Annotated in this window: 18 protein-coding genes; 15 read left to right on the top strand and 3 right to left on the bottom strand. The window is 71.4% G+C overall.

Translation table 11 applies throughout. From position 1 onward, the window contains the following. Window positions 1–63: 63 nt before the first annotated feature. The 7 genes from J7E88_RS23880 to J7E88_RS23850 all read left to right on the top strand — a co-directional run bounded on the left by J7E88_RS23880 (window position 64) and on the right by J7E88_RS23850 (window position 7,357). Complete coding sequence (locus J7E88_RS23880) at window positions 64–714, top strand: TetR/AcrR family transcriptional regulator (RefSeq protein WP_215184405.1); 651 nt, start codon at window positions 64–66, stop codon at window positions 712–714. A gap of 130 nt (window positions 715–844) precedes the next feature. Beyond that, window positions 845–2,134 carry an enolase C-terminal domain-like protein gene (locus J7E88_RS23875; protein ID WP_215184403.1) on the top strand — a complete coding sequence of 430 codons (1,290 nt, stop codon included), beginning with the start codon at window positions 845–847 and terminating at the stop codon, window positions 2,132–2,134. An 803-nt stretch (window positions 2,135–2,937) separates the two neighbouring features. Next, window positions 2,938–4,044, top strand: a complete 1,107-nt coding sequence (locus J7E88_RS23870; RefSeq protein WP_308307584.1) for a PfkB family carbohydrate kinase — start codon at window positions 2,938–2,940, stop codon at window positions 4,042–4,044. A gap of 138 nt (window positions 4,045–4,182) precedes the next feature. Next, entirely contained in the window at window positions 4,183–5,196 is a 1,014-nt protein-coding gene (locus J7E88_RS23865; RefSeq protein WP_215184399.1) for a PhoH family protein, read from the top strand. 12 nt (window positions 5,197–5,208) lie between these two features. Then, complete coding sequence (gene ybeY / locus J7E88_RS23860; RefSeq protein ID WP_215184397.1) at window positions 5,209–5,706, top strand: rRNA maturation RNase YbeY; 498 nt, start codon at window positions 5,209–5,211, stop codon at window positions 5,704–5,706. Next, window positions 5,703–7,007, top strand: a complete 1,305-nt coding sequence (locus tag J7E88_RS23855) for a hemolysin family protein (RefSeq protein ID WP_215184395.1) — start codon at window positions 5,703–5,705, stop codon at window positions 7,005–7,007. Before ybeY ends, J7E88_RS23855 begins: the two co-directional genes overlap by 4 nt. Then, window positions 7,004–7,357, top strand: coding sequence for an MmcQ/YjbR family DNA-binding protein (locus tag J7E88_RS23850; RefSeq protein WP_215184393.1), 354 nt, complete (start codon window positions 7,004–7,006; stop codon window positions 7,355–7,357). Before J7E88_RS23855 ends, J7E88_RS23850 begins: the two co-directional genes overlap by 4 nt. Window positions 7,358–7,862: 505 nt before the next feature. Here J7E88_RS23850 and J7E88_RS23845 read toward each other — a convergent pair. Next, on the bottom strand, window positions 7,863–9,275 hold the full coding sequence (locus J7E88_RS23845; protein ID WP_215184391.1) for an MFS transporter: 1,413 nt from the start codon (window positions 9,273–9,275) through the stop codon (window positions 7,863–7,865). Between the two features lie 114 nt (window positions 9,276–9,389). On the opposite strand from J7E88_RS23845, the gene J7E88_RS23840 reads away from it, so the two are divergent. From J7E88_RS23840 to J7E88_RS23820, 5 genes are all read left to right on the top strand, one after another. Further along, window positions 9,390–10,256 (top strand): helix-turn-helix transcriptional regulator, encoded by an 867-nt coding sequence (locus tag J7E88_RS23840; protein WP_215184715.1) that lies wholly within the window; start codon window positions 9,390–9,392, stop codon window positions 10,254–10,256. An 85-nt stretch (window positions 10,257–10,341) separates the two neighbouring features. Then, window positions 10,342–11,061, top strand: coding sequence for a hypothetical protein (locus J7E88_RS23835; protein WP_215184389.1), 720 nt, complete (start codon window positions 10,342–10,344; stop codon window positions 11,059–11,061). Between the two features lie 63 nt (window positions 11,062–11,124). Beyond that, a complete protein-coding gene (locus J7E88_RS23830; protein WP_215184387.1) occupies window positions 11,125–11,478 on the top strand; it encodes a cytidine deaminase in 354 nt (117 codons plus the stop codon). A gap of 55 nt (window positions 11,479–11,533) precedes the next feature. Next, a complete protein-coding gene (gene era, locus J7E88_RS23825) occupies window positions 11,534–12,475 on the top strand; it encodes a GTPase Era (protein ID WP_215184385.1) in 942 nt (313 codons plus the stop codon). 200 nt (window positions 12,476–12,675) lie between these two features. Next, the gene (locus J7E88_RS23820) at window positions 12,676–13,356 is read left to right on the top strand and encodes a TetR/AcrR family transcriptional regulator (protein WP_215184383.1); all 681 of its coding nucleotides are present in this window, start codon (window positions 12,676–12,678) and stop codon (window positions 13,354–13,356) included. Here the strand turns inward: J7E88_RS23820 and J7E88_RS23815 are convergent. Both J7E88_RS23815 and J7E88_RS23810 read right to left on the bottom strand, forming a co-directional pair. After that, entirely contained in the window at window positions 13,340–13,606 is a 267-nt protein-coding gene (locus J7E88_RS23815) for a protealysin inhibitor emfourin (RefSeq protein ID WP_215184381.1), read from the bottom strand. The genes J7E88_RS23820 and J7E88_RS23815 overlap by 17 nt on opposite strands. A 78-nt stretch (window positions 13,607–13,684) precedes the next feature. After that, complete coding sequence (locus tag J7E88_RS23810) at window positions 13,685–14,743, bottom strand: M4 family metallopeptidase (protein ID WP_215184379.1); 1,059 nt, start codon at window positions 14,741–14,743, stop codon at window positions 13,685–13,687. A gap of 293 nt (window positions 14,744–15,036) precedes the next feature. On the opposite strand from J7E88_RS23810, the gene leuA reads away from it, so the two are divergent. The 3 genes from leuA (at window position 15,037) to J7E88_RS23795 (ending at window position 20,031) form a co-directional block, all read left to right on the top strand. Beyond that, window positions 15,037–16,800: a 2-isopropylmalate synthase gene (gene leuA / locus J7E88_RS23805; protein ID WP_215184377.1), complete on the top strand. Its 1,764-nt coding sequence runs from the start codon at window positions 15,037–15,039 to the stop codon at window positions 16,798–16,800. Window positions 16,801–17,034: 234 nt separating this feature from the next. Next, the gene (locus J7E88_RS23800) at window positions 17,035–17,745 is read left to right on the top strand and encodes a TerB family tellurite resistance protein (protein ID WP_215184375.1); all 711 of its coding nucleotides are present in this window, start codon (window positions 17,035–17,037) and stop codon (window positions 17,743–17,745) included. A 159-nt stretch (window positions 17,746–17,904) separates the two neighbouring features. Further along, window positions 17,905–20,031 carry an MMPL family transporter gene (locus J7E88_RS23795; protein ID WP_215184373.1) on the top strand — a complete coding sequence of 709 codons (2,127 nt, stop codon included), beginning with the start codon at window positions 17,905–17,907 and terminating at the stop codon, window positions 20,029–20,031. The last annotated feature ends 116 nt before the right edge of the window (window positions 20,032–20,147 follow it).

Raw genomic sequence — 20,147 nt, 5'->3', positions numbered from 1 at the left:
GTGGTGGCAGACTCCACAAGACTCCGGACACGACAAAGTGAGCCGGACGACGAGGGAGGGCCGGTGACGGGCAGGCTCAAGGGTCCGACGGGGCGTTACGGGGGCAGGTCGGCCGAGGAGCGCCAGGCCGAGCGGCGGCAGCGGTTCCTCGACGCGGGGCTGCGGCTGTTCGGCGACAGCCCCGGCTACCGGGGAACGACGGTCGCGGCGCTGAGCGAGGCCGCGGGACTGTCGACCCGTCAGTTCTACGAGGAGTTCCGCACGCTCGAGGACGTGCTGGCGGCGCTCCACCTCCAGGTCAACGACCGGGCCGAGGAGGCGGCCCTGGCCGCGCTCGCCGATGCGGAGGGCCTGCCCCTGGCGCAGCGGGCGACGGCCGTCTTCCGTGCCTACGCGGCGAACGTGACCGGCGACCCGCGGCGTATCCGCATCACCTTCACCGAGATCGTCGGGGTCAGCCCCGCGATGGAGCGGCAGCGGCTGACCCGGCGCGCCCGCTGGGTGGATTTCATCTGCGCCGAGGCGGCGCGGGCGGTCCAGCAAGGCGAGGCCGAGCCGCGCGACTACCGGGTCGCCGCCGCGGCGTTCATCGGCAGCGTGAACGGCCTGCTGCACGACTGGACCGCCGGCTGGGTGGACGCGACGCTCGACGAACTCGTCGACGAGCTGGTGCGGATGTTGCTCGGCATCCTGCGTCCGATGCCGCTGCACTGACGCTCCCGTTCATCCACCTGGACACCTCACCGACACCCCACCGTGGAGGACTCGGCACCGTTGACCATGTCTGGTTCGCGTACCTAATCTCAGTTCTCATACATGTGCGCGATCTCTGTGGGGAGACAGCATGGGCCAGGACCTGACCATCAGTGAGGTGCGGCTCACGCCGATCCTGGTCGCCGACCCACCACTGCTCAACACCCAAGGCGTGCACCAGCCGTACACCCCGCGGCTGATCGTCGAGGTCGTCACCGCGGGCGGTGTGAGCGGCATCGGCGAGACCTACGGCGACACCAAGTACCTCGACCTGGCACGGCCCCTCGCCGATGCGCTGGCCGGCCGCCGGGTCTGCGACGTCAACGGGCTGCCGGCCCTCGCCGCCCGCGTCTGCGGGGACTCGCCCGAGGCGACCGGCGCGGACGCGGGCGACGCCGGAGGGCTGCGCGGCGCCCAGACAGCCGGCAAGCTCCGGCTCTCCGTCGCCTCCTCCTTCGAGGTCGCCTGCCTCGACGCCCTCGGCAAGACGCTCGGGCTGCCCGTGCACGCCCTGCTGGGCGGCAAGGTCCGCGACGCCGTCGACTACAGCGCCTACCTCTTCCACCGCTGGGCGGAGCACCCCGGCGGAGCCGGGGAGCCCGACGACTGGGGCGCCGCCATCGACCCGGCCGGCATCGTCGCCCAGGCGCGCCGTTTCGCCCGCGACCACGGCTTCACGTCCTTCAAGCTCAAGGGCGGTGTCTTCCCGCCCGAGCAGGAGGTCGCCGCGATCCGGGCGCTCGCCGGTGCATTCCCCGGCCGGCCGCTGCGGCTCGACCCCAACGGTGCCTGGTCCGTGGAGACATCCCTGAAGGTCGCCGAGGAGCTCAAGGGCGTCCTCCAGTACCTGGAGGACCCCACCACCCCGACCGCACGCATGGCCGAGGTCGCCGCGGGCACGGACATGCCGCTCGCCACCAATATGTGTGTCACCCACTTCGCCGAGATCCCCGAGGCCTTCGCCCTGGGGGCGGTGCAGGTCGTCCTCTGCGACCACCATTACTGGGGCGGACTGCTCGCCACCCGTGAACTGGCCGCGGTCTGCCGCACGTTCGGGGTCGGCCTTTCGATGCACTCCAACACCCACCTGGGCATCAGCCTGGCCGCGATGACCCATGCCGCCGCGGTCGTCCCCAACCTCGACCACGCCTGCGACACCCACTACCCGTGGCAGACGGAGGATGTGATCACCGAACGCCTCGCCTTCGAGGACGGCCGCCTTGCGGTGAGCGACCTCCCCGGCCTCGGCGTGGAACTGGACCGCGACCGCCTCGACCGCCTGCACCGCCGCTGGCTGGCCGACGACGGCACGATGCGCGACCGCGACGACGCGTCGGCGATGCGCACGGCGGACCCGACCTGGTCCCCGAGGCACTGGTAGCGCCTCGGGGACCGCGCGGGGCCCGTGCCGTGCCGGCCGAGGGGCACCGCGGGGGCCCGTGCGGCCCCGGGGCGTCTGCTGCGGGGCACCCGTACCGGTCCGGCGGTCCGCGGCGGAATGAGAACGCCTCCGGCCTCGGCATGCAGCTGATGGGCGCCGCGCGCGGCGGGACGGCGCGGACACGGGGCGATGTGTCCCGCCGCGCGCCGGCGCGTCGCCGATGGGTGGACACGCCTCCGGCCGGACGCCGGGATCGAGTATTGCGCCGCCACCCTCCCCGCACCGAGTGCAAGCGGCCTGCTGACGCGACAGCAGGCCGCGCGGCCACGCGGGGCGCCCACGGCCCTGACCCGCGGCCTTTGGCGGACCCTTCCCCGCCACGTCCTGCGACGCGTGCGGCCGGGCGGGCAGCGCTGCGGCGGTTGGGCGGCCGAGCCCCGCGCCGCCCGCGACCGTCCCCGCGCGGGCGGCGGCCCCTCCCTCGCGGGGGCAACGCAGACGACCGTGCCGGCGCGCTCCCACGCGGGCCGAGGCCCCGCAGGCCGGCCACACCTCCCCGCCGGACGGGCAGCGCGTCGCGGCCGCGGGCTTCAACATCGGGCCAACCGGCTTCGGCTTGGCGTCGGCTTCATCCGAGTCTCCGCAGGGACGGGCCCCGGCCCCGACGTACGCGTACGGCGATGTCTGCCGCCGGGGCACGGCGTGCCCCGGCCACCACCCACCTCCCTCTCCTGGGCCTCTACCCACCGCGTGGTTTCGGGCAGACTGGCCTGATACCTGCACCACGTACGGGAGCGCGCACGGTGACCACTCGCGACGGAGAGCACCTGGGCACGGCGGCCGGCCTGGATCCCCTGGCCGCCCTGCGGACGCCGGCGGATCCCCCCTGCGACGTCTATCTCACCGGCAGCGTCTTCCTCGACATCATCTTCACCGGCCTCGACTCCGCCCCCGTCCGCGGTACGGAGTCCTGGGCGAGCGGCATGGGCTCCAGCCCCGGCGGTGTCGCCAACATGGCCACCGCGCTCGCCCGGCTCGGGCTGCGCACGTCCCTGGCCGCTGCCTTCGGTGACGACCACTACGGCGAGTACTGCTGGGACGCGCTGGAACAGGGCGAGGGCATCGACCTCACGCTCTCCCGCACCGTCCCCGGCTGGCACTCGCCCGTCACCGTCTCCATGGCGTACGAGGGCGAGCGCACCATGGTGTCCCACGGGCACGAGGCGCCGCCCCCCGAGCCCGCCCCCGAGTGCCCGCCTCCCGCGCGCGCGGCCATCGCCTCCCTCGCGCCCGACCGCGCCGAGTGGATCGCCCAGTCCGCCCGCAAGGGCACCCGGATCTTCGCGGACGTCGGCTGGGACGACTCCGGCCGCTGGGACCCGGCCGACCTCGCGGACCTGGAGCACTGCGAGGCGTTCCTGCCCAACGCCGAAGAGGCGATGCGCTACACCCGCACCGACTGCCCGCTCGCCGCCGCACACGCCCTGACCGAGCACGTCCCGGTCGCGGTCGTCACGCTCGGTGCCGAGGGCGCGTATGCCGTCGACGGCTCGACCGGTGAGTGCGCGCAGGTCCCGGCCATCGATGTGCAGGCGCTGGACCCGACCGGCGCGGGTGACGTGTTCGTGGCCGGCTTCGTCACGGGCACGCTCGCCGACTGGCCGCTCGCCGACCGCCTGGCCTTCGCGGGACTGACGGCGGCGCTGTCGGTGCAGGAGTTCGGCGGGTCCCTCTCGGCGCCGGGCTGGTCGGAGATCGCGGCCTGGTGGCAGTCGGTACAGGGCCTCCCGGGCCAGGACCCCGCCGCCCTGCGCCGCTACGCCTTCCTGGCGGACCTGCTGCCGGCGGCGGCCCGACCCTGGCCGTTGCGCCGCGCGGTCCCGACGATCGGGTTCGGCCGCAACGGCTGAGCGCGTCCACCCGGACCCGCCCGGCCCCGGAAAAGCCCTCGGTCCTGTCAGTGACAGGTCGTACCCTGGATGGTCCAGAGGTTGTCGAGCAGCGAGAACCCTGCAACGGGAGGTATGTGCAGGCCACAGAGCCGGCCCATGACTCAGACACCCACAGCCCAGACCCCAGCGCCGGGGCAGGCGCGAGCCCACTTCACCGTCCCCGCCAAGCATCCGATGGTGACGGTCCTCGGCTCTGGTGACGCCCTCCTGCGCGTGATCGAGAAGGCCTTCCCCGCGGCAGACATCCATGTCCGGGGCAACGAGATCAGCGCGGTCGGTGACGCTACGGAAGTCGCGCTGATCCAGCGCCTGTTCGACGAGATGATGCTCGTGCTCCGCACCGGGCAACCGATGACGGAGGACGCAGTGGAACGCTCCATCGCCATGCTCAAGGAGGAGACCGGGGGCAAGGCCGTCGAGACCCCGTCGGAGGTGCTCACCCAGAACATCCTCTCCAGCCGCGGCCGCACCATCCGCCCCAAGACGCTCAACCAGAAGCGGTACGTCGACGCGATCGACAAGCACACGGTCGTCTTCGGTATCGGCCCGGCGGGCACCGGCAAGACGTACCTCGCCATGGCCAAGGCCGTGCAGGCGCTGCAGTCCAAGCAGGTCAACCGCATCATCCTGACCCGGCCCGCGGTGGAGGCCGGTGAGCGCCTCGGCTTCCTGCCCGGCACGCTGTACGAGAAGATCGACCCGTATCTGCGCCCGCTCTACGACGCGCTGCACGACATGCTCGACCCCGACTCGATCCCGCGCCTGATGGCCGCGGGCACGATCGAGGTCGCGCCCCTGGCGTACATGCGCGGCCGCACGCTCAACGACGCGTTCATCATCCTCGACGAGGCACAGAACACGAACCCCGAGCAGATGAAGATGTTCCTGACCCGGCTCGGTTTCGACTCGAAGATCGTGATCACCGGTGACGTGACGCAGGTCGACCTGCCGGGCGGCACCAAGAGCGGTCTGCGCCAGGTCCGGGAGATCCTCGACGGCGTGCAGGACGTGCACTTCTCGCTGCTCACCTCGCAGGATGTCGTACGGCACAAGCTCGTCGGCCGTATCGTCGACGCGTACGAGCAGTACGACAGCCGAAACGGGAAGTAGACCAGCCGCACCATGTCGATCGACGTCAACAACGAGTCCGGAACCGAGGTCGACGAGCAGGCGATCCTCGATGTCGCCCGCTACGCGCTCGCGCGGATGCGTATCCACCCGCTCTCCGAGCTCTCGGTGATCGTCGTGGACGCCGAGGCCATGGAGCAACTGCACATCCAGTGGATGGACCTCCCCGGTCCGACCGATGTCATGTCCTTCCCGATGGACGAGCTGCGTCCGCCGGGCAAGGACGACGACGAGCCCCCGCAGGGTCTCCTCGGTGACATCGTGCTCTGCCCCGAGGTCGCCAAGAAGCAGGGCGAGGAAGCCCCGACGCAGCACTCCATGGACGAGGAGCTCCAGCTCCTCACCGTCCACGGAGTGCTGCACCTGCTCGGTTACGACCACGAGGAGCCGGACGAGAAGGCGGAGATGTTCGGGCTGCAGGCCGCGATCGTCGACGGCTGGCGGTCGGAGAAGGGCCTCACCGGTCCTTCCCCGGCGCCGACCGTCTCATGATCGGCCAACTGCTCGCGGGCGCCGTCGCGCTGGTCGTCGTCGCCTGGCTCGCCGCCTGCGCGGAGGCCGGTCTGGCCCGGGTCTCGAGTTTCCGCGCCGCCGAGGCCGTACGGTCGGGCCGGCGCGGCGCCACCAAACTGGAGCAGGTCGCCGCGGACCCCACCCGCTACCTCAACGTCGCCCTGCTCGTGCGGGTCGCGTGCGAGATGGCGGCCGGAGTGCTCGTCACCTATGCGTGCCTCGAGGAGTTCGAGGAGACCTGGTCGGCGCTGCTGGTCGCCATCGCCGTGATGGTGCTCGTCAGCTATGTCGCCGTCGGCGTCTCGCCGCGCACCATCGGCCGTCAGCACCCGCTGAACACCGCGACCGCCGCGGCGTACGTCCTGCTGCCGCTGGCCCGGATCATGGGCCCGATCCCACAGCTGCTGATCCTCATCGGCAATGCGCTCACGCCCGGAAAGGGCTTCCGCAAGGGGCCGTTCGCCTCCGAGGCCGAGCTGCGGGCCCTGGTCGACCTCGCCGAGCGGGAGTCGCTGATCGAGGACGACGAGCGCCGCATGGTGCACTCGGTCTTCGAACTCGGCGACACCCTGGTGCGCGAGGTGATGGTCCCGCGCACCGACCTCGTGTCCATCGAGAGGTTCAAGACCGTGCGGCAGGCGCTGACGCTGGCGCTGCGCTCCGGCTTCTCGCGCATCCCCGTCACCGGGGAGAACGAGGACGACGTCGTGGGTGTCGTCTACCTCAAGGACCTGGTCCGCAAGACGCACGTCAACCGCGATGCGGAGACCGATCCGCTCTCCACGGCGATGCGTCCGGCCGTGTTCGTCCCCGACACGAAGAACGCGGGTGACCTGCTGCGCGAGATGCAGCAGAAGCGCAACCACGTCGCCGTCGTCATCGACGAGTACGGCGGCACGGCGGGCATCGTCACGATCGAGGACATCCTGGAGGAGATCGTCGGCGAGATCACCGACGAGTACGACCGGGAGCTGCCGCCGGTCGAGGAACTCGGCGACGGACGCTTCAGGGTCACCGCGCGCCTCGACATCGGCGACCTCGGTGAGCTGTACGGCCTGGGGGCCGACGAGCTCGACGACGAGGACGTCGAGACGGTCGGCGGCCTGCTCGCCAAGGCGCTGGGCCGGGTCCCGATCGCGGGCGCGCGTGCGGTGGTCGACCTGCCGGACGGACGTGCCTTGCGACTGACGGCCGAGTCCCCCGCCGGCCGGCGGAACAAGATCGTCACGGTGCTGTCGGAGCCGGTGGAGAAGCCGGCGGAAGAGGGGGCGATGGGGTGAAGGCGAAGGAACTGCGGGCGTTCTGCCTCGGCTTCAACGCGGCGGTCGAGGAGTTTCCGTTCGGCCCCGAAACGTCGGTGTTCAAGGTGCTGGGCAAGATGTTCGCCCTCGGCGCGCTGGACGCCGAGCCCCTGACGGTGAACCTCAAGTGCGAGCCGGAGCTGGCGATCCAGCTACGGGCGGAGCACCCGGCGATCGTGCCGGGGTGGCACATGAACAAGCGCCACTGGAACACCGTGACGGTGGGCGAGCTCCCGGACCGGATGGTCCGGGAGCTGATCGAGGACTCGTACGACCTGGTGGTGGCGGGTCTGCCGAAGACGGAGCGCCTCCGGCTGGACCGGGGCTAGCAGGGGGCCCCTTCCCCTACGGTCCGGCGGGCGGGGGACCCCCACCACGCCTGCGGTCTGGCGGGCTGGGGTGGGGGTTCTCCGGCGAGGCGACGGGAGTGCTCGCGGCGGGCACCGCGTCTCACGCTGCCGCTGCCGCTGCCGCTGCCGCTGCGGTCTGTCGGCCTGGCGGGCTGGGTTGGGGGTTGTCCGGCGAGGCGACGGGGAGTGCTGCCGGCGGGCACCGCGTCCGCTTTCCCCTGCGGCCTGGCGGTTGCGGGTGCGGGTCCCCCTGGCGAAGCCAGGGGGGTGCCCCCGGCGGGGCTGTTCGCGGAGCGAAATCAGCCCGTCTGGGGGTCCCCTCCCACGGCCGCCAGGCCGTAGGGAGAGATTGAGGACACCGCGCGAAGCGCGATACGGGGCCCGGGGCGAAGCCCCGTAGACCGTGCCCCCAAGGCACAAGGCCACACGGGGGCTTGGGGCGAAGCCCCGGCCCCCGGGGCGGGGACGGGGCAGCAGCGGAACGTCACACCCTCCGCGCCGCGCCCCGCAGGCCCGCGCCCACCAACAGCGCCACCGCCACCACCAACCCCGCGTCGATCGCCAGCACCAGCCGCACGCCCTCCAGCAGGGACGTGCCGGTCGTCGTCGCGAGGACGCCGAGCAGCGGGATGCCGACCGTGATGCCCACCTGCTGCGTCGTCGTCACCAGGCCCGTCGCGAGTCCCTGTTCCCCGTCGGGGACCCCGGACGTCACCGTCACCCCGTACGAGATGATCGCGCCGAGGTGGCACATGCTCGCCAGTGAGACGCCGATCCCGGCCAGCAATGCGCCTGACTCCGCGCCCACGCCCACCAGTGCCGCCACGAACACGCCCTGGCCCAGCAGCGAGTACACCAGCGTCCGGTGCGCCCCGATGCGGCCGATGACCTTCGGCACCAAGGAACCCGCGAACACCGAGACGACGCCCTGCACACCGAAGACCAGGCCGGTCGCGAACGCCGAGAGCCCCAGCGTCTCCTGGAGGTAGAGGGTGAGCACGAACACCACCGTGCTCATCATCGAGAACGTCACGAAGCCGCCCAGGTTGCCGAACGCGACCGTACGGCGGCGCAGCATCGGCAGGGACACCAGCGGCGCGTCGCTGCGGGACTCCACGACGGCGAACACGATCAGCAGCGCGATGCCCGCGACCAGCGTGAGAAGGACGTCCGTGCCGCCGAAGCCCCGGTCCGCGGCCGTGGACAAGGCGTAGATCACGGCGAGCAGACCGCCGGTGACGCTCACCGCACCGGGGATGTCGAGCCGGGGCCGCTCCGGCGTCCGCGACTCGGGCAGCAACCGGAGCGCGAGCGGCAGGACGACCAGAGTGAAGAGCGCGAGCAGCCCCATCGTGGAGCGCCAGCCCAGCGTGTCGGTCATGACGCCGCCCAGCACCATGCCGATGGTGAAGCCGAGGGACAGCAGGGTGCCGCTGATGCCGAGCGCCCGGTCGCGCTGAGGGCCTTCCGGGAACGTCGTGGTGAGCAACGACATGCCGGTCGGCACGATGACGGCCGCGCCGAGACCCTGCAGCGCACGGCCGGCGAGGAAGGAGGCCGGGTCCCAGGCGAAGGTCGCGAGCAGCGAGGCGGCGCCGAAGAGGGCGAGGCCGAAGAGGAAGAGCCTGCGCCGCCCGTACAGGTCGGCGATCCGGCCGAACAGCAGGAGGAAACCGCCCGACGGCAGCGCGAAGGCGGTGACCGCCCACTGCAGGGCGGACGGGCTCAGGCCGAGGTCCCGGCCGAGGTCGGGCAGTGCCACGTTCAGTACGGAGAAGTCCAGGGCGACCATGAACTGGGCGGCGCACAGCACGAACAGGATCAGCCGGGCCCGGGGGGCGAGCCGGGGCGGCGGGACGGTGCCCGCAGACGTGGGGAGGGAGGTGTCGGTAACCATGGCCACCACCTTCCGGCGGCCGGAATACCCGTGGGGAGCGGGGACTTATCCTGTTGGTCGCACCACCACGCTGACGGACGGGGGAAGCAGGTGGCCACGTCCGAACCGGACGCGATGAAGGCGCACCGGCTGGCAGAGCTGCGCGAGTTCCTGATGAGCAGGCGTGCGCGGATCAGCCCAACCGAGGCGGGGCTGCCCGACGGCGGCGCCCGCCGCCGCACTCCGGGTCTGCGCCGGGAGGAGGTCGCGGTCCTCGCGGGCGTCGGCGTCTCCTGGTACCAGTGGCTGGAGCAGGGCCGGGACATCACCGTGTCCCCGCAGGTGCTCGACGCGGTGGGCCGGGTGCTCAGGCTCAGCAGCACCGAGCGCCGCCATCTGTATGTGCTGGCCGGGCTCAACCCGCCGCCTCCGGAGGTGGATCCGGGCGACAAGGACATGTGCGCGGGACTGCGTCGCCTGATCGACACGTGGATGCCCTACCCCGCGCACATCATGGACGTCTACTGGAACACCGTGATGTACAACGACGCGGCGGCGATGGTGCTCGGCATGCGCCCCGGCGTCGTCCAGAACTGCCTCCTCGCGTTCTTCACCGACCCCGTCTACCGGGCCCGCAGCTGGGGTTGGGAGGAGGTCGCCCCGCGGCTCGTCGCCCAGTTCCGGGCTGCCTGCTCCGAATGCCCCGACGACGAGGGCTTCAAGGCCGTGGTGGAGGAGGCGAAGGCGCTCAGCCCGGAGTTCACCGAACTGTGGGAGCGGCGTGACGTCGCCCCCGGCGGCCAGATCCGCAAGGAGATGGAACATCCGCTGGTCGGCAGGCTGGTGGTGGAGTCGACCCAGTTGCGCGTCCCCGCCCGGCCGGACCTGGTGATCGTGATGCACACTCCGGTTCCGGACGCGAAGTCGGACACCGCGGCGAAGCTTCACTGGCTGGCGAGCCCGGAAGGACGCCGGGGAACGCTGTATCCGGTGGCGGGCTGACCTCCGCTTCTGTGTATCGTCTGTGCGTCACCGGGGAGGGGGGAAGCTCCCCAACGAGCGATTTCCCATGGGGAGAAGCACTTTTATGCGTAGGAACATCCTTCGCGGCGTCGCCGCGGCACTGACGGTCTCCGCACTCTGCTTCACGGCCGCCTGCGGCAGCGGCGACGACAAGAAGGGCGGCGCCAAGGACTCGGCGAGCGAGAAGCCCGCCGAGGAGAAGGCGTCCACCGAGCCGCTGACGGCCGCGCAGATGAAGGCCGCGCTCACTGAGGTCGGCGACCTGCCGGCCGGCTGGACCGCTACAAAGGTCCCGGCCTCGGACGACGCGGCTCCCAAGGCCGACAAGCCGGAGTGCCAGCCGCTCGCCGACGTGATGGGCGACGAGATTAAGGGCGCGACCAACGGCGGGAGCGTCGACTTCAAGCACAAGGACGGCAAGACCCAGCTGAGCCAGCTGGTTCTCACGTTCCCCGCCACGGGGGCCGCCGACTACATCAAGGGGATCGACACGGCCCTCGGGAGCTGCACCAGCCTGTCCGTCGAGATGGAGGGCACGAAGGTCCCGGTGAAGATCAAGCGGATCGAGGGGGCCCCGAAGGTCGGTGAGGCCTCGCAGGCCTTCACGATGACCCTTGAGATCGCGCCCGGCATCGCGATCAACTCCAATCTGGTCGTCGCCCACCAGGGCACGGGCGCCACGCGCGTCGCGTTCCTGAACGACGGTGGCGCAGCGGCGCAGAAGAGCTTCGGCGACGTCGTCACGCGGGTCGGTGACAAGTTCGTCAAGGGCGCCACCAGCTGACCCCCCACCACCTCATGACCGGCCGCCCGGAGCTCCTCCGGGCGGCCGATCTATGCTCGGGGCATGACGCAGAGCACCGACCTCGGCCCCGAGGACCGCAAGATCATCACGCTGGCCCGCAGTGCCCGGGCCCGCAACGGTGTGCCCGAGGGCGCCGCCGTGCGCGACGAGACCGGACGCACGTATGTCGCGGGGACCGTGGCGCTCGACTCCCTGAAGCTCAGTGCCCTGCAGACCGCGGTCGCGATGGCGGTGGCGTCCGGCGCGAAGTCCCTGGAGGCCGCGGCCGTCGTCTCGGAGGCGGACACCGCGTCCGACGCGGACCGTGCCGCCGTACGCGACCTGGGCGGCGCCGCGACCCCGGTGCTGCTGGCCGGCCCCGACGGGGAGCTCAGGTCCACGGTGACCGCCGGCTGACCCGCGCGGGCCCTGGCGTCACCGGGCGCTTCCGGCTTGGGGGACAATGGGCGCCATGAGCGCTCGTACCCAGTCCTCCGAAGCCCCCCACCGGGCCGGCTTCGCCTGTTTCGTCGGTCGTCCGAACGCGGGCAAGTCCACTTTGACGAACGCTCTGGTCGGTCAGAAGGTGGCCATCACCTCCAGTCGCCCGCAGACGACCCGGCACACCGTGCGCGGCATCGTGCACCGCCCCGACGCGCAGCTGATCCTGGTGGACACCCCGGGGCTGCACAAGCCGCGCACCCTGCTCGGCGAGCGGCTCAACGACGTGGTGCGCACCACGTGGGCAGAGGTCGACGTCATCGGCTTCTGCCTGCCCGCCAACGAGAAGCTCGGTCCGGGCGACCGGTTCATCGCCAAGGAGCTCGCCGGGATCAAGAAGACCCCGAAGGTCGCGATCGTCACCAAGACCGACCTGGTCGATTCCAAGACCCTCGCCGAGCAGCTCATCGCCATCGACCGGCTCGGCAAGGAGCTGGGCATCGAGTGGGCGGAGATCGTCCCGGTCTCGGCGGTCGGCGACAAGCAGGTGCAGCTGGTCGCGGACCTGCTGATCCCGATGCTGCCCGAGAGCCCGGCGCTCTACCCGGAGGGCGACCTCACGGACGAGCCGGAGCAGGTGATGGTCGCGGAGCTGATCCGCGAGGCCGCGCTGGAAGGCGTACGGGACGAGCTGCCGCACTCGATCGCGGTCGTCGTCGAGGAGATGCTGCCGCGCGAGGACCGCCCGGCGGACCGTCCGCTGCTCGACATCCACGCGAACGTCTACATCGAGCGGCCCAGCCAGAAGGGCATCATCATCGGCCCGAAGGGCAAGCGCCTGAAGGACGTGGGCATCAAGTCGCGCAAGCACATCGAGGCACTGCTGGGCACGCCGGTCTTTCTCGACCTCCATGTGAAGGTCGCCAAGGACTGGCAGCGCGACCCGAAGCAGCTCCGCAAGCTCGGATTCTGAGCCCGGGCGCCGGGGAGCGCGGGGGGACAGTCCACCGGCGTGGCCGCCGGAAGCGGTCGGCTGCGAACCCCCGGGCCGTGGCCCGTGGTGAGTCCGCTGTCCCGTCGGCCGCCGACAGGCGGGGGACATGGGCTGTCACGCCTCACAGCATGGTCCCCTGCGTAACACTGTCATGCCCATAACGGCGTTACCCTGCTGCCGTGCCAACCGCAGATTCCGCCCCCACCGCCGCTTCCCCGGCCCCCTCGGTCCGCCGACGGCTTCTCGACGAAGCCGCTCGGGTGCTGGCCGAGCAGGGGCCCGCCGCGCTCAGCGCCCGCCGGCTCGTGAAGGCGGTCGGTGCCTCGACCATGGCCGTCTACACCCACTTCGGCTCCATGCCGAACCTGATCCGCGAGGTGATGCGGGAGGGGTTCGACCGCTTCCGCACCCGGGCGCTGGCCGTTCCGCAGAGTGAGGACGCCGTCGCGGCCGTCGCCGCGCTGTGCCGCTGCTACCAGGACTTCGCCCGCGACGAGCCGCACGTCTACGCGGTCCTGTTCGGCGGCTCCACCCTGGCCGGATTCGAGCTTGACGACGAGGACCGCAGCATGGCCGTGTCCGTCCTGCGCCTCCCGTGCGACGCGATCAGCCGCAGCGTGGAGGCGGGCCGCTTCCGCGCGGACGTGGACCCGGACCTGCTGGTGCGCCAGCTCTTCGCGCAGATGCACGGGATCGCCCAACTGGACCGGGCCGGCTACATCATGGGCGGCTACACGCCGGAGGACGTCCTCACCGGCGCGCTCGTCGACTTCGCCGTAGCCGCGGGGGACGAACGGGAGCGCGCCGCCCGCTCGGTGGCCGGCGGCCTCCGGTCGAGCGTCGTCACGAACCCTCCTTGAGCACCAGCGAGATCAGGTCCCGCTGGGCCTCGGACAGCCGCGGATCTGAGCAGTACACCGTCCGCCCGTCCACCGTGATCTGGTAACTGAACCCGTCGGGCACCCCGACCGGGGGCGTTTCCCGGCCGTCGGCCATCGCGCGCTCGGCGAGGCCGCGCACCTCGTCCGCGTCGGCGCGCCCGTCGGTCTCCACCTCGGCGAGCCGCTCGATCCCCGCGAACCCGCCCGTACGCCTTACCTGGATACGCATGGCTCCCGTTCTAGTACGGATCGTGTGCGGGCGACACCGGAACGCCCCGCAGCCGCCCGCCCGCAGCCTGCCGCCGGCTCAGCCGGCGGTCTGGACTCCGACCTGCGACCAGGCCTTCATCACCGCTTCGTGCTCCTCGCCCGCGCCGAACCGGTCGCGGGCCGCGGCCGCCGTCAACCGGGCGAAACTGGCGAAGTCCGCGTCCGCGGACAGGTCGCCGCCGGTCAGCACGTCGAACCAGATCTGCCCCGCCCGCTCCCAGGCCCGGCCGCCCAGCCGGTTCGCCAGCAGGTAGAAGGCGTGGTTGGGGATGCCCGAATTGATGTGGACGCCGCCGTTGTCGCGGCCGGTGCGGACGTAGTCCGCCATCGTCGCCGGCTGCGGGTCCTTGCCGAGCACGTCGTCGTCGTACGCCGTCCCCGGCGCCTTCAGCGAGCGCAGGGCCTTCCCGGTGACGCGCGGAGCCAGCAGGCCCGCGCCGATCAGCCAGTCCGCCTGGTCGGCCGTCTGCCCGAGGGTGTGCTGCTTGACCAGCGAGCCGATCACGTCCGACACGGACTCGTTGAGCGCGCCCGGCTGGCCGAAGTAGCTCAGGTTCGCCGTGTACTGGGTCAGGCCGTGGGCGAGCTCGTGGGCGATGACGTCGACGGCCACCGTGAAGTCGAGGAAGATCTCGCCGTCCCCGTCGCCGAACACCATCTGCTCGCCGTTCCAGAAGGCGTTGCCGTACTTCTCGTCGTAGTGGACGCTCGCGTCGAGCGGCAGCCCCTGGCCGTCGATCGAGTTTCGTCCGTACGCGGTGCGCAGCAGTTCGAAGGTGGCGCCGAGCCCCGCGTACGCGCGGTTGACGGCGGCGTCCGCGACCGGCTCCTCGCCCTCGCCGCGCACCTTCGTGCCCGGCAGAGCGGTGCCGTTCTCGGCGTCGTAGAGCGTACGGCGGGGGCCCTCGGCGGCTTCCGGAGCGGGCCGGGCGGCGGGGCCGAGAACCGTGGTCAGCCGCCGGCCGGTGCGCTGCGCGGCGTCCGCCTGGAGCGTGCGGCGGGCGGGTTCCGAGAGGCCCGGATCGCCCGAGCGGGCGAGCTTGTCGAGGATGTGCGGCGGCACGATGCCGCAGAAGACCGGGGTGTGAATGTCCATGTCCGGCAATGTGGCAGTGAGTGAAGTGACTGTCACGACATGCGACATCGATTAGTGAAATGGAGTGATAGGCCACATTTGACCGTTACTGATTGGTCGTCCCGCATACTGGAACGGACGCGCACTCCCGCCGAGGCTCAGTTAGCCTTCTTTGCATCATGCGTTTCGGGCTGCTTCTCCTTAGCTGCCGCGGCGAGGGCCTGTAGTCGTAGGCCGACCCCCTCACCGCGGAGTCTGGTGCTGCTTCGACACAGTCGGCCGTCCCTTAGATGGACCCCGAGGAGCCCTACGCAATGTCCCAGTCGCAGTGGATCGGCCGTCCCACCCCGATCACCAACACGACGCACACGCAGAAGCCGTCCGGGATGCCGATCCACAAGTACGGCCGTTACGAGGCCGTCGACATCCCCGACCGCACCTGGCCCGAGCAGCGGATCACCAAGGCGCCGCGCTGGCTGTCCACCGATCTGCGCGACGGCAACCAGGCGCTGATCGACCCCATGAGCCCCGCCCGCAAGCGCGAGATGTTCGACCTGCTGGTGCGCATGGGCTACAAGGAGATCGAGGTCGGCTTCCCTTCCTCGGGCGAGACGGACTTCGCCTTCGTGCGCTCCATCATCGAAGAGGGCGCGATCCCCGACGACGTCACCATCTCGGTACTGACCCAGGCCCGTGAGGACCTGATCGAGCGGACCGTCGAGTCCCTGGTCGGCGCCAAGCGCGCCACGGTCCACCTGTACAACGCCACCGCGCCGACCTTCCGCCGTGTCGTCTTCCGGGGCTCCAAGGACGACATCAAGCAGATCGCCGTCGACGGCACCCGCCTGGTGATGGAGTACGCGGAGAAGCTGCTGGGCCCCGAGACCGCCTTCGGCTACCAGTACAGCCCCGAGATCTTCACCGACACCGAGCTGGACTTCGCCCTGGAGGTCTGCGAGGCGGTCTGCGACGTGTGGCAGCCCGGCCCGGGCCGCGAGATCATCCTCAACCTGCCGGCCACCGTGGAGCGTTCGACGCCCTCCACGCACGCCGACCGGTTCGAGTGGATGTCGCGGAACCTGACCCGGCGCGAGTACATCTGCCTGTCCGTCCACCCGCACAACGACCGCGGGACCGCCGTCGCCGCCGCCGAGCTGGCGATCATGGCGGGCGCCGACCGCATCGAGGGCTGCCTCTTCGGGCAGGGCGAGCGCACCGGCAACGTCGACCTGGTCACCCTGGGCATGAACCTGTTCTCCCAGGGCGTCGACCCGCAGATCGACTTCTCGCAGATCGACGAGATCCGCCGCACCAGCGAGTACTGCAACCAGATGGAGATCCACCCGCGCCACCCCTACGCGGGCGACCTGGTCTACACCGCCTTCTCCGGGTCCCACCAGGACGCCATCAAGAAGGGGTTCGACGCGCTGGAGGCCGACGCGGCCGCGCAGGGCAAGACGGTCGACGAGATCGAGTGGGCCGTGCCGTACCTGCCGATCGACCCCAAGGACGTCGGCCGCTCCTACGAGGCCGTCATCCGCGTCAACTCCCAGTCCGGCAAGGGCGGTATCGCCTACGTCCTGAAGAACGACCACAAGCTGGACCTGCCGCGGCGGATGCAGATCGAGTTCTCCCGGATCATCCAGGCCAAGACCGACACCGAGGGCGGCGAGGTCACTCCGGCCGCGATCTGGTCCGTCTTCCAGGACGAGTATCTGCCGAATCCGCAGAACCCGTGGGGTCGCATCCAGATCCGTTCCGGTCAGACCACGACCGACAAGGACGGCGTCGACACCCTGACCGTCGAGGCGGTCGTCGAGGGCGCCGAGACGGTGCTGACCGGCTCCGGCAACGGCCCGATCTCGGCCTTCTTCGACGCGCTGAACGCCATCGGAGTCGACGTACGCCTGCTGGACTACCAGGAGCACACGATGAGCGAGGGCGCGTCCGCGCAGGCTGCCTCGTACATCGAGTGCGCCATCGACGGCAAGGTCCTGTGGGGCATCGGCATCGACGCCAACACCACCCGCGCCTCTCTGAAGGCCGTCGTCTCGGCCGTCAACCGCGCGGGTCGCTGATACTCCGAAGACCTTCTCCCTCGCCGGGCGTGCTCGCATCCGAGCGCGCCCGGCGATTTTGCGCCGTTGTGCGCCTGATTCGGCATCGCGCGGATCCGGCCATGTCCGCGCGTACTCCCGTCGGGGTGCTGACGCGGCCTCAATCGTGTGGCTAACATCACGTCCACGCGGCAATGTTGCCGTGGGGGCACCACCCGTGCCCGAAGGGCTACGGGGAAGTTACGGAGGTGCGGCGTGCTGCCAGCCCGGGGAGTGTTCGGCCGGAAAGTGCGGGTCTGCGGCATTCAGCGGGTATGCGGCGTTCATACGTCCTGGAGCACCGTCGGCGACGGGGAGTTCTTCTGCCCCGGCTGCGGAGGCGACCGCAACTACCGCCGCCGCACCGGACTCCGCCGCTTCACGCTCCTCGGCGTGCCCCTGATGGGCCGCGGAATCGCGGGGCCCGTCGTCGAATGCGCCGCCTGCCACACCCACTTCGGCCCCGACGCCCTGGATCACCCCACCACGAGCCGGTTCTCGGCGATGCTCAGGGACGCCGTGCACACCGTCGCCCTCGCGGTCCTCGCCTCCGGCGGCACCTCCTCCCGCTCCGTGCGCGAGACCGCCGTGCACACGGTCCGTGCCGCGGGGCTCGACGACTGCACCGAGGACCAGCTGACCTCCCTCATCGAGGCACTCGCCGCCGACACCGGCCGCTATGTCACCGACACCACCCCTTACGGCGCGGCGCTCGCCATCGAACTGCACGAGGCGCTGGAGCCGCTGGCTCCCCATCTCGCGCCCGCGGGGCGGGAGTCGATCCTGCTGCAGGGCGCCCGTATCGCCCTCGCCGACGGCCCCTACACCCCTGCCGAGCGGGAGGTGCTGACCACCGTCGGCGCCGCGCTCCAGTTCGGCGAGGACGACACGGCACGTCTGCTCGAAACGGCACGGACCCCGTTCTGACCGCTCCCACGGGCGTACTCCCCAGGGAGTAACCGACCTCGGGCGACACCTGGGGCAGTACGCCCGATCTCGGTCCTCCGTGCGACGAAACCCCCTCCGCGCGACGGGAATCTGGTGACGCAAACGCGCCACCGGAACCGTGACGAAGGGGAGACGCCCATGGGTGCCCTGCCGACCGCAATCGAGCCACCGCCGACGAGAACGTCCGCCCGCCGGGTCCTGCCCTGGGCGATCGTCGTCCTCTGGGCCGCCGTCATCGCCCTCGCCTTCCCCTTCGCCGGCAAGCTCGACGACGCCCAGCGCGACAACGTCGTGGACTACCTCCCGGCGAGCGCCGACTCCACCCAGGTCGCCCGCATCCAGCAGGCCCTGCCCGGCGGGGAGTCCACGGACCTGGTCGTGGTCTTCCACCGCGACGGCGGGCTGACGGACGCCGACCACGCCCACGCGCAGGAGCGGCTCGACGCGATCGCGGACGCCCACGAGCTCGCGAGCGGCCCGCCGCAGGGCGTGCCGTCCAAGGACGGCACCACCCTGATGTACCCGGTGTCGACCACCGAGCCCGGCACCGACAACGACGCGCGGGCCGCCCTCGTCGACGACGTGCGCGAACGACTCGGCAGCGACCCCGTCGAAGGGCTCGACGCCGAACTGGGCGGGACCGGCGCCGTGCAGACCGACATGGAGAAGGTCTTCGGGACCATCGACGGCACCCTGATGCTCGCGACCGTCCTCGTCGTGGCCGTCCTGCTGATCCTCACCTACCGCAGTACGTTCCTGTGGCTCGTGCCGCTGGTCGTCGTCGGCGCCGCCGCGGTCGCCTCCCAAGCCGTCGTGTACGGCCTCATCCAGGGCTTCGGGCTCACCGTCACCAGCCAGAGCGCCGCCATCATGACGGTCCTCGTCTTCGGCGCCGGCACCGACTACGCCCTCCTCCTCGTCGCCCGCTACCGCGAGGAACTGCGCCGCGTCCAGCGGCCGTACGACGCCATGCTCGCCGCACTGCGCGGCTGTGGACCAGCCGTCCTCGCCTCCTCCGGCACCGTCGCCGCAGGACTGCTGTGCCTGCTCGCCGCCGACCTCAACAGTGCGAGCGGGCTCGGTCCGGTCGGCGCCGTCGGCGTCGTCTGCGCGCTGGCCGCCATGCTCACCCTGCTACCGGCGGTTCTGGTGCTCCTCGGCCGCCGCGTGTTCTGGCCGCTCGTGCCCGTACACGGCAGTGAGCCGAAGCAGCGGCGCTCGCTGTTCGGCGCGATGGGCAGCTCCGCGGCGCGCCGCCCCGGCGTCGTCCTCGCGGCGGGCACGGTGCTGCTCGGGACCCTCGCGCTCGGTGCGCTGGGCGCGCCGGGCAACCTCACCCAGGAGGACACCTTCACCGAGCGGCCCGATTCCGTCTCGGCGATGAGGACGCTCGCCGACGCCTATCCCGACAGCGGCAACCAGCCCATCAGCGTCATCGTCCCGTCGGACACCGCCGGCCGGGCACTGGAGGAGGTCCGCCGCACCGACGGAGTGGCGAGCGCCCGGCCCGGCCGCAGCGGCGACGGCTGGACGGAGATCACCGTCCTCGCCAAGGACGCGCCCGAGACCGCCGGGGAGACAGCCACCATCAAGGCGCTGCGCGGGGAGGTCGACGGCGCCCACGTCGGCGGCCCCAGCGCCCAGCAGCTGGACCTCGCGGACACGGGCGCCCGTGACCGCAGGATCGTCGTCCCACTCGTGCTGGGCGCGGTGCTGCTCATCCTGATCGCGCTGCTGCGCAGCCTCGTCGCACCGCTCATGCTCATCGCCGCGGTCGTCGCCGTATGGGGCGCGGTCATGGGGCTCGGGGGGCTCGTCTTCGAGCCGCTCTTCGGCTTCCAGGGAGTCGACCCCAGCCTGCCGCTGCTGTCCTTCGTCTTCCTCGTGGCACTCGGCGTCGACTACGGCATCTTCCTGATGCACCGCATGCGTGAGGAGGCGCTGAACGGCGCCGACCCGCGAGCCGCCGCCCTCACCGCCCTGCGCACCACGGGCGGCGTGATCGCCTCCGCGGGCATCGTGCTCGCCGCGACGTTCGTCGTGCTGATGAACCTGCCACTGGTGCCGCTCGTCGAGATGGGCTTCCTGGTGGCGGTCGGCGTGCTGCTCGACACCTTCCTGGTCCGTACGTACCTGGTGACGTCGGCGAGCCTGCTGCTGGGCCGGCGGGTGTGGTGGCCGGGGAATCTGTCGCGGGCGGGGCGGCACGAGGGGGTGCCGGTGGTCTCGGGGCCGCGTCGCCCGGAACCGGCGGCGCGGCGGTAGGTGGGTGCGCAGTTCCCCATCCCGCGGCCGTGGGCGGGGCCCGGCGAAGCCAGGAGGAGTGCCCCGATCCCGAACCGGGCCTCGCCCCAGGCTCCGCGGCGCTGTGCCCTGTTGGG

The sequence above is a fragment of the Streptomyces sp. ISL-10 genome, from assembly GCF_018614575.1.
GTDB lineage: Bacteria > Actinomycetota > Actinomycetes > Streptomycetales > Streptomycetaceae > Streptomyces.
This window is presented reverse-complemented; position numbering and strand designations above follow the sequence as displayed.

Excerpts from the sequence above, each read along its gene's own strand:
- ybeY (WP_215184397.1), top strand. The coding sequence starts at position 5,209 with ATGTCGATCGACGTCAACAACGAGTCCGGAACCGAGGTCGACGAGCAG.
- J7E88_RS23830 (WP_215184387.1), top strand. The coding sequence starts at position 11,125 with ATGACGCAGAGCACCGACCTCGGCCCCGAGGACCGCAAGATCATCACG.
- J7E88_RS23810 (WP_215184379.1), bottom strand. The coding sequence starts at position 14,743 with ATGGACATTCACACCCCGGTCTTCTGCGGCATCGTGCCGCCGCACATC.
- J7E88_RS23845 (WP_215184391.1), bottom strand. The coding sequence starts at position 9,275 with ATGGTTACCGACACCTCCCTCCCCACGTCTGCGGGCACCGTCCCGCCG.
- J7E88_RS23855 (WP_215184395.1), top strand. The coding sequence starts at position 5,703 with ATGATCGGCCAACTGCTCGCGGGCGCCGTCGCGCTGGTCGTCGTCGCC.
- leuA (WP_215184377.1), top strand. The coding sequence starts at position 15,037 with ATGTCCCAGTCGCAGTGGATCGGCCGTCCCACCCCGATCACCAACACG.
- J7E88_RS23795 (WP_215184373.1), top strand. The coding sequence starts at position 17,905 with ATGGGTGCCCTGCCGACCGCAATCGAGCCACCGCCGACGAGAACGTCC.
- J7E88_RS23840 (WP_215184715.1), top strand. The coding sequence starts at position 9,390 with ATGAAGGCGCACCGGCTGGCAGAGCTGCGCGAGTTCCTGATGAGCAGG.
- J7E88_RS23815 (WP_215184381.1), bottom strand. The coding sequence starts at position 13,606 with ATGCGTATCCAGGTAAGGCGTACGGGCGGGTTCGCGGGGATCGAGCGG.
- J7E88_RS23875 (WP_215184403.1), top strand. The coding sequence starts at position 845 with ATGGGCCAGGACCTGACCATCAGTGAGGTGCGGCTCACGCCGATCCTG.
- era (WP_215184385.1), top strand. The coding sequence starts at position 11,534 with ATGAGCGCTCGTACCCAGTCCTCCGAAGCCCCCCACCGGGCCGGCTTC.
- J7E88_RS23865 (WP_215184399.1), top strand. The coding sequence starts at position 4,183 with ATGACTCAGACACCCACAGCCCAGACCCCAGCGCCGGGGCAGGCGCGA.
- J7E88_RS23835 (WP_215184389.1), top strand. The coding sequence starts at position 10,342 with ATGCGTAGGAACATCCTTCGCGGCGTCGCCGCGGCACTGACGGTCTCC.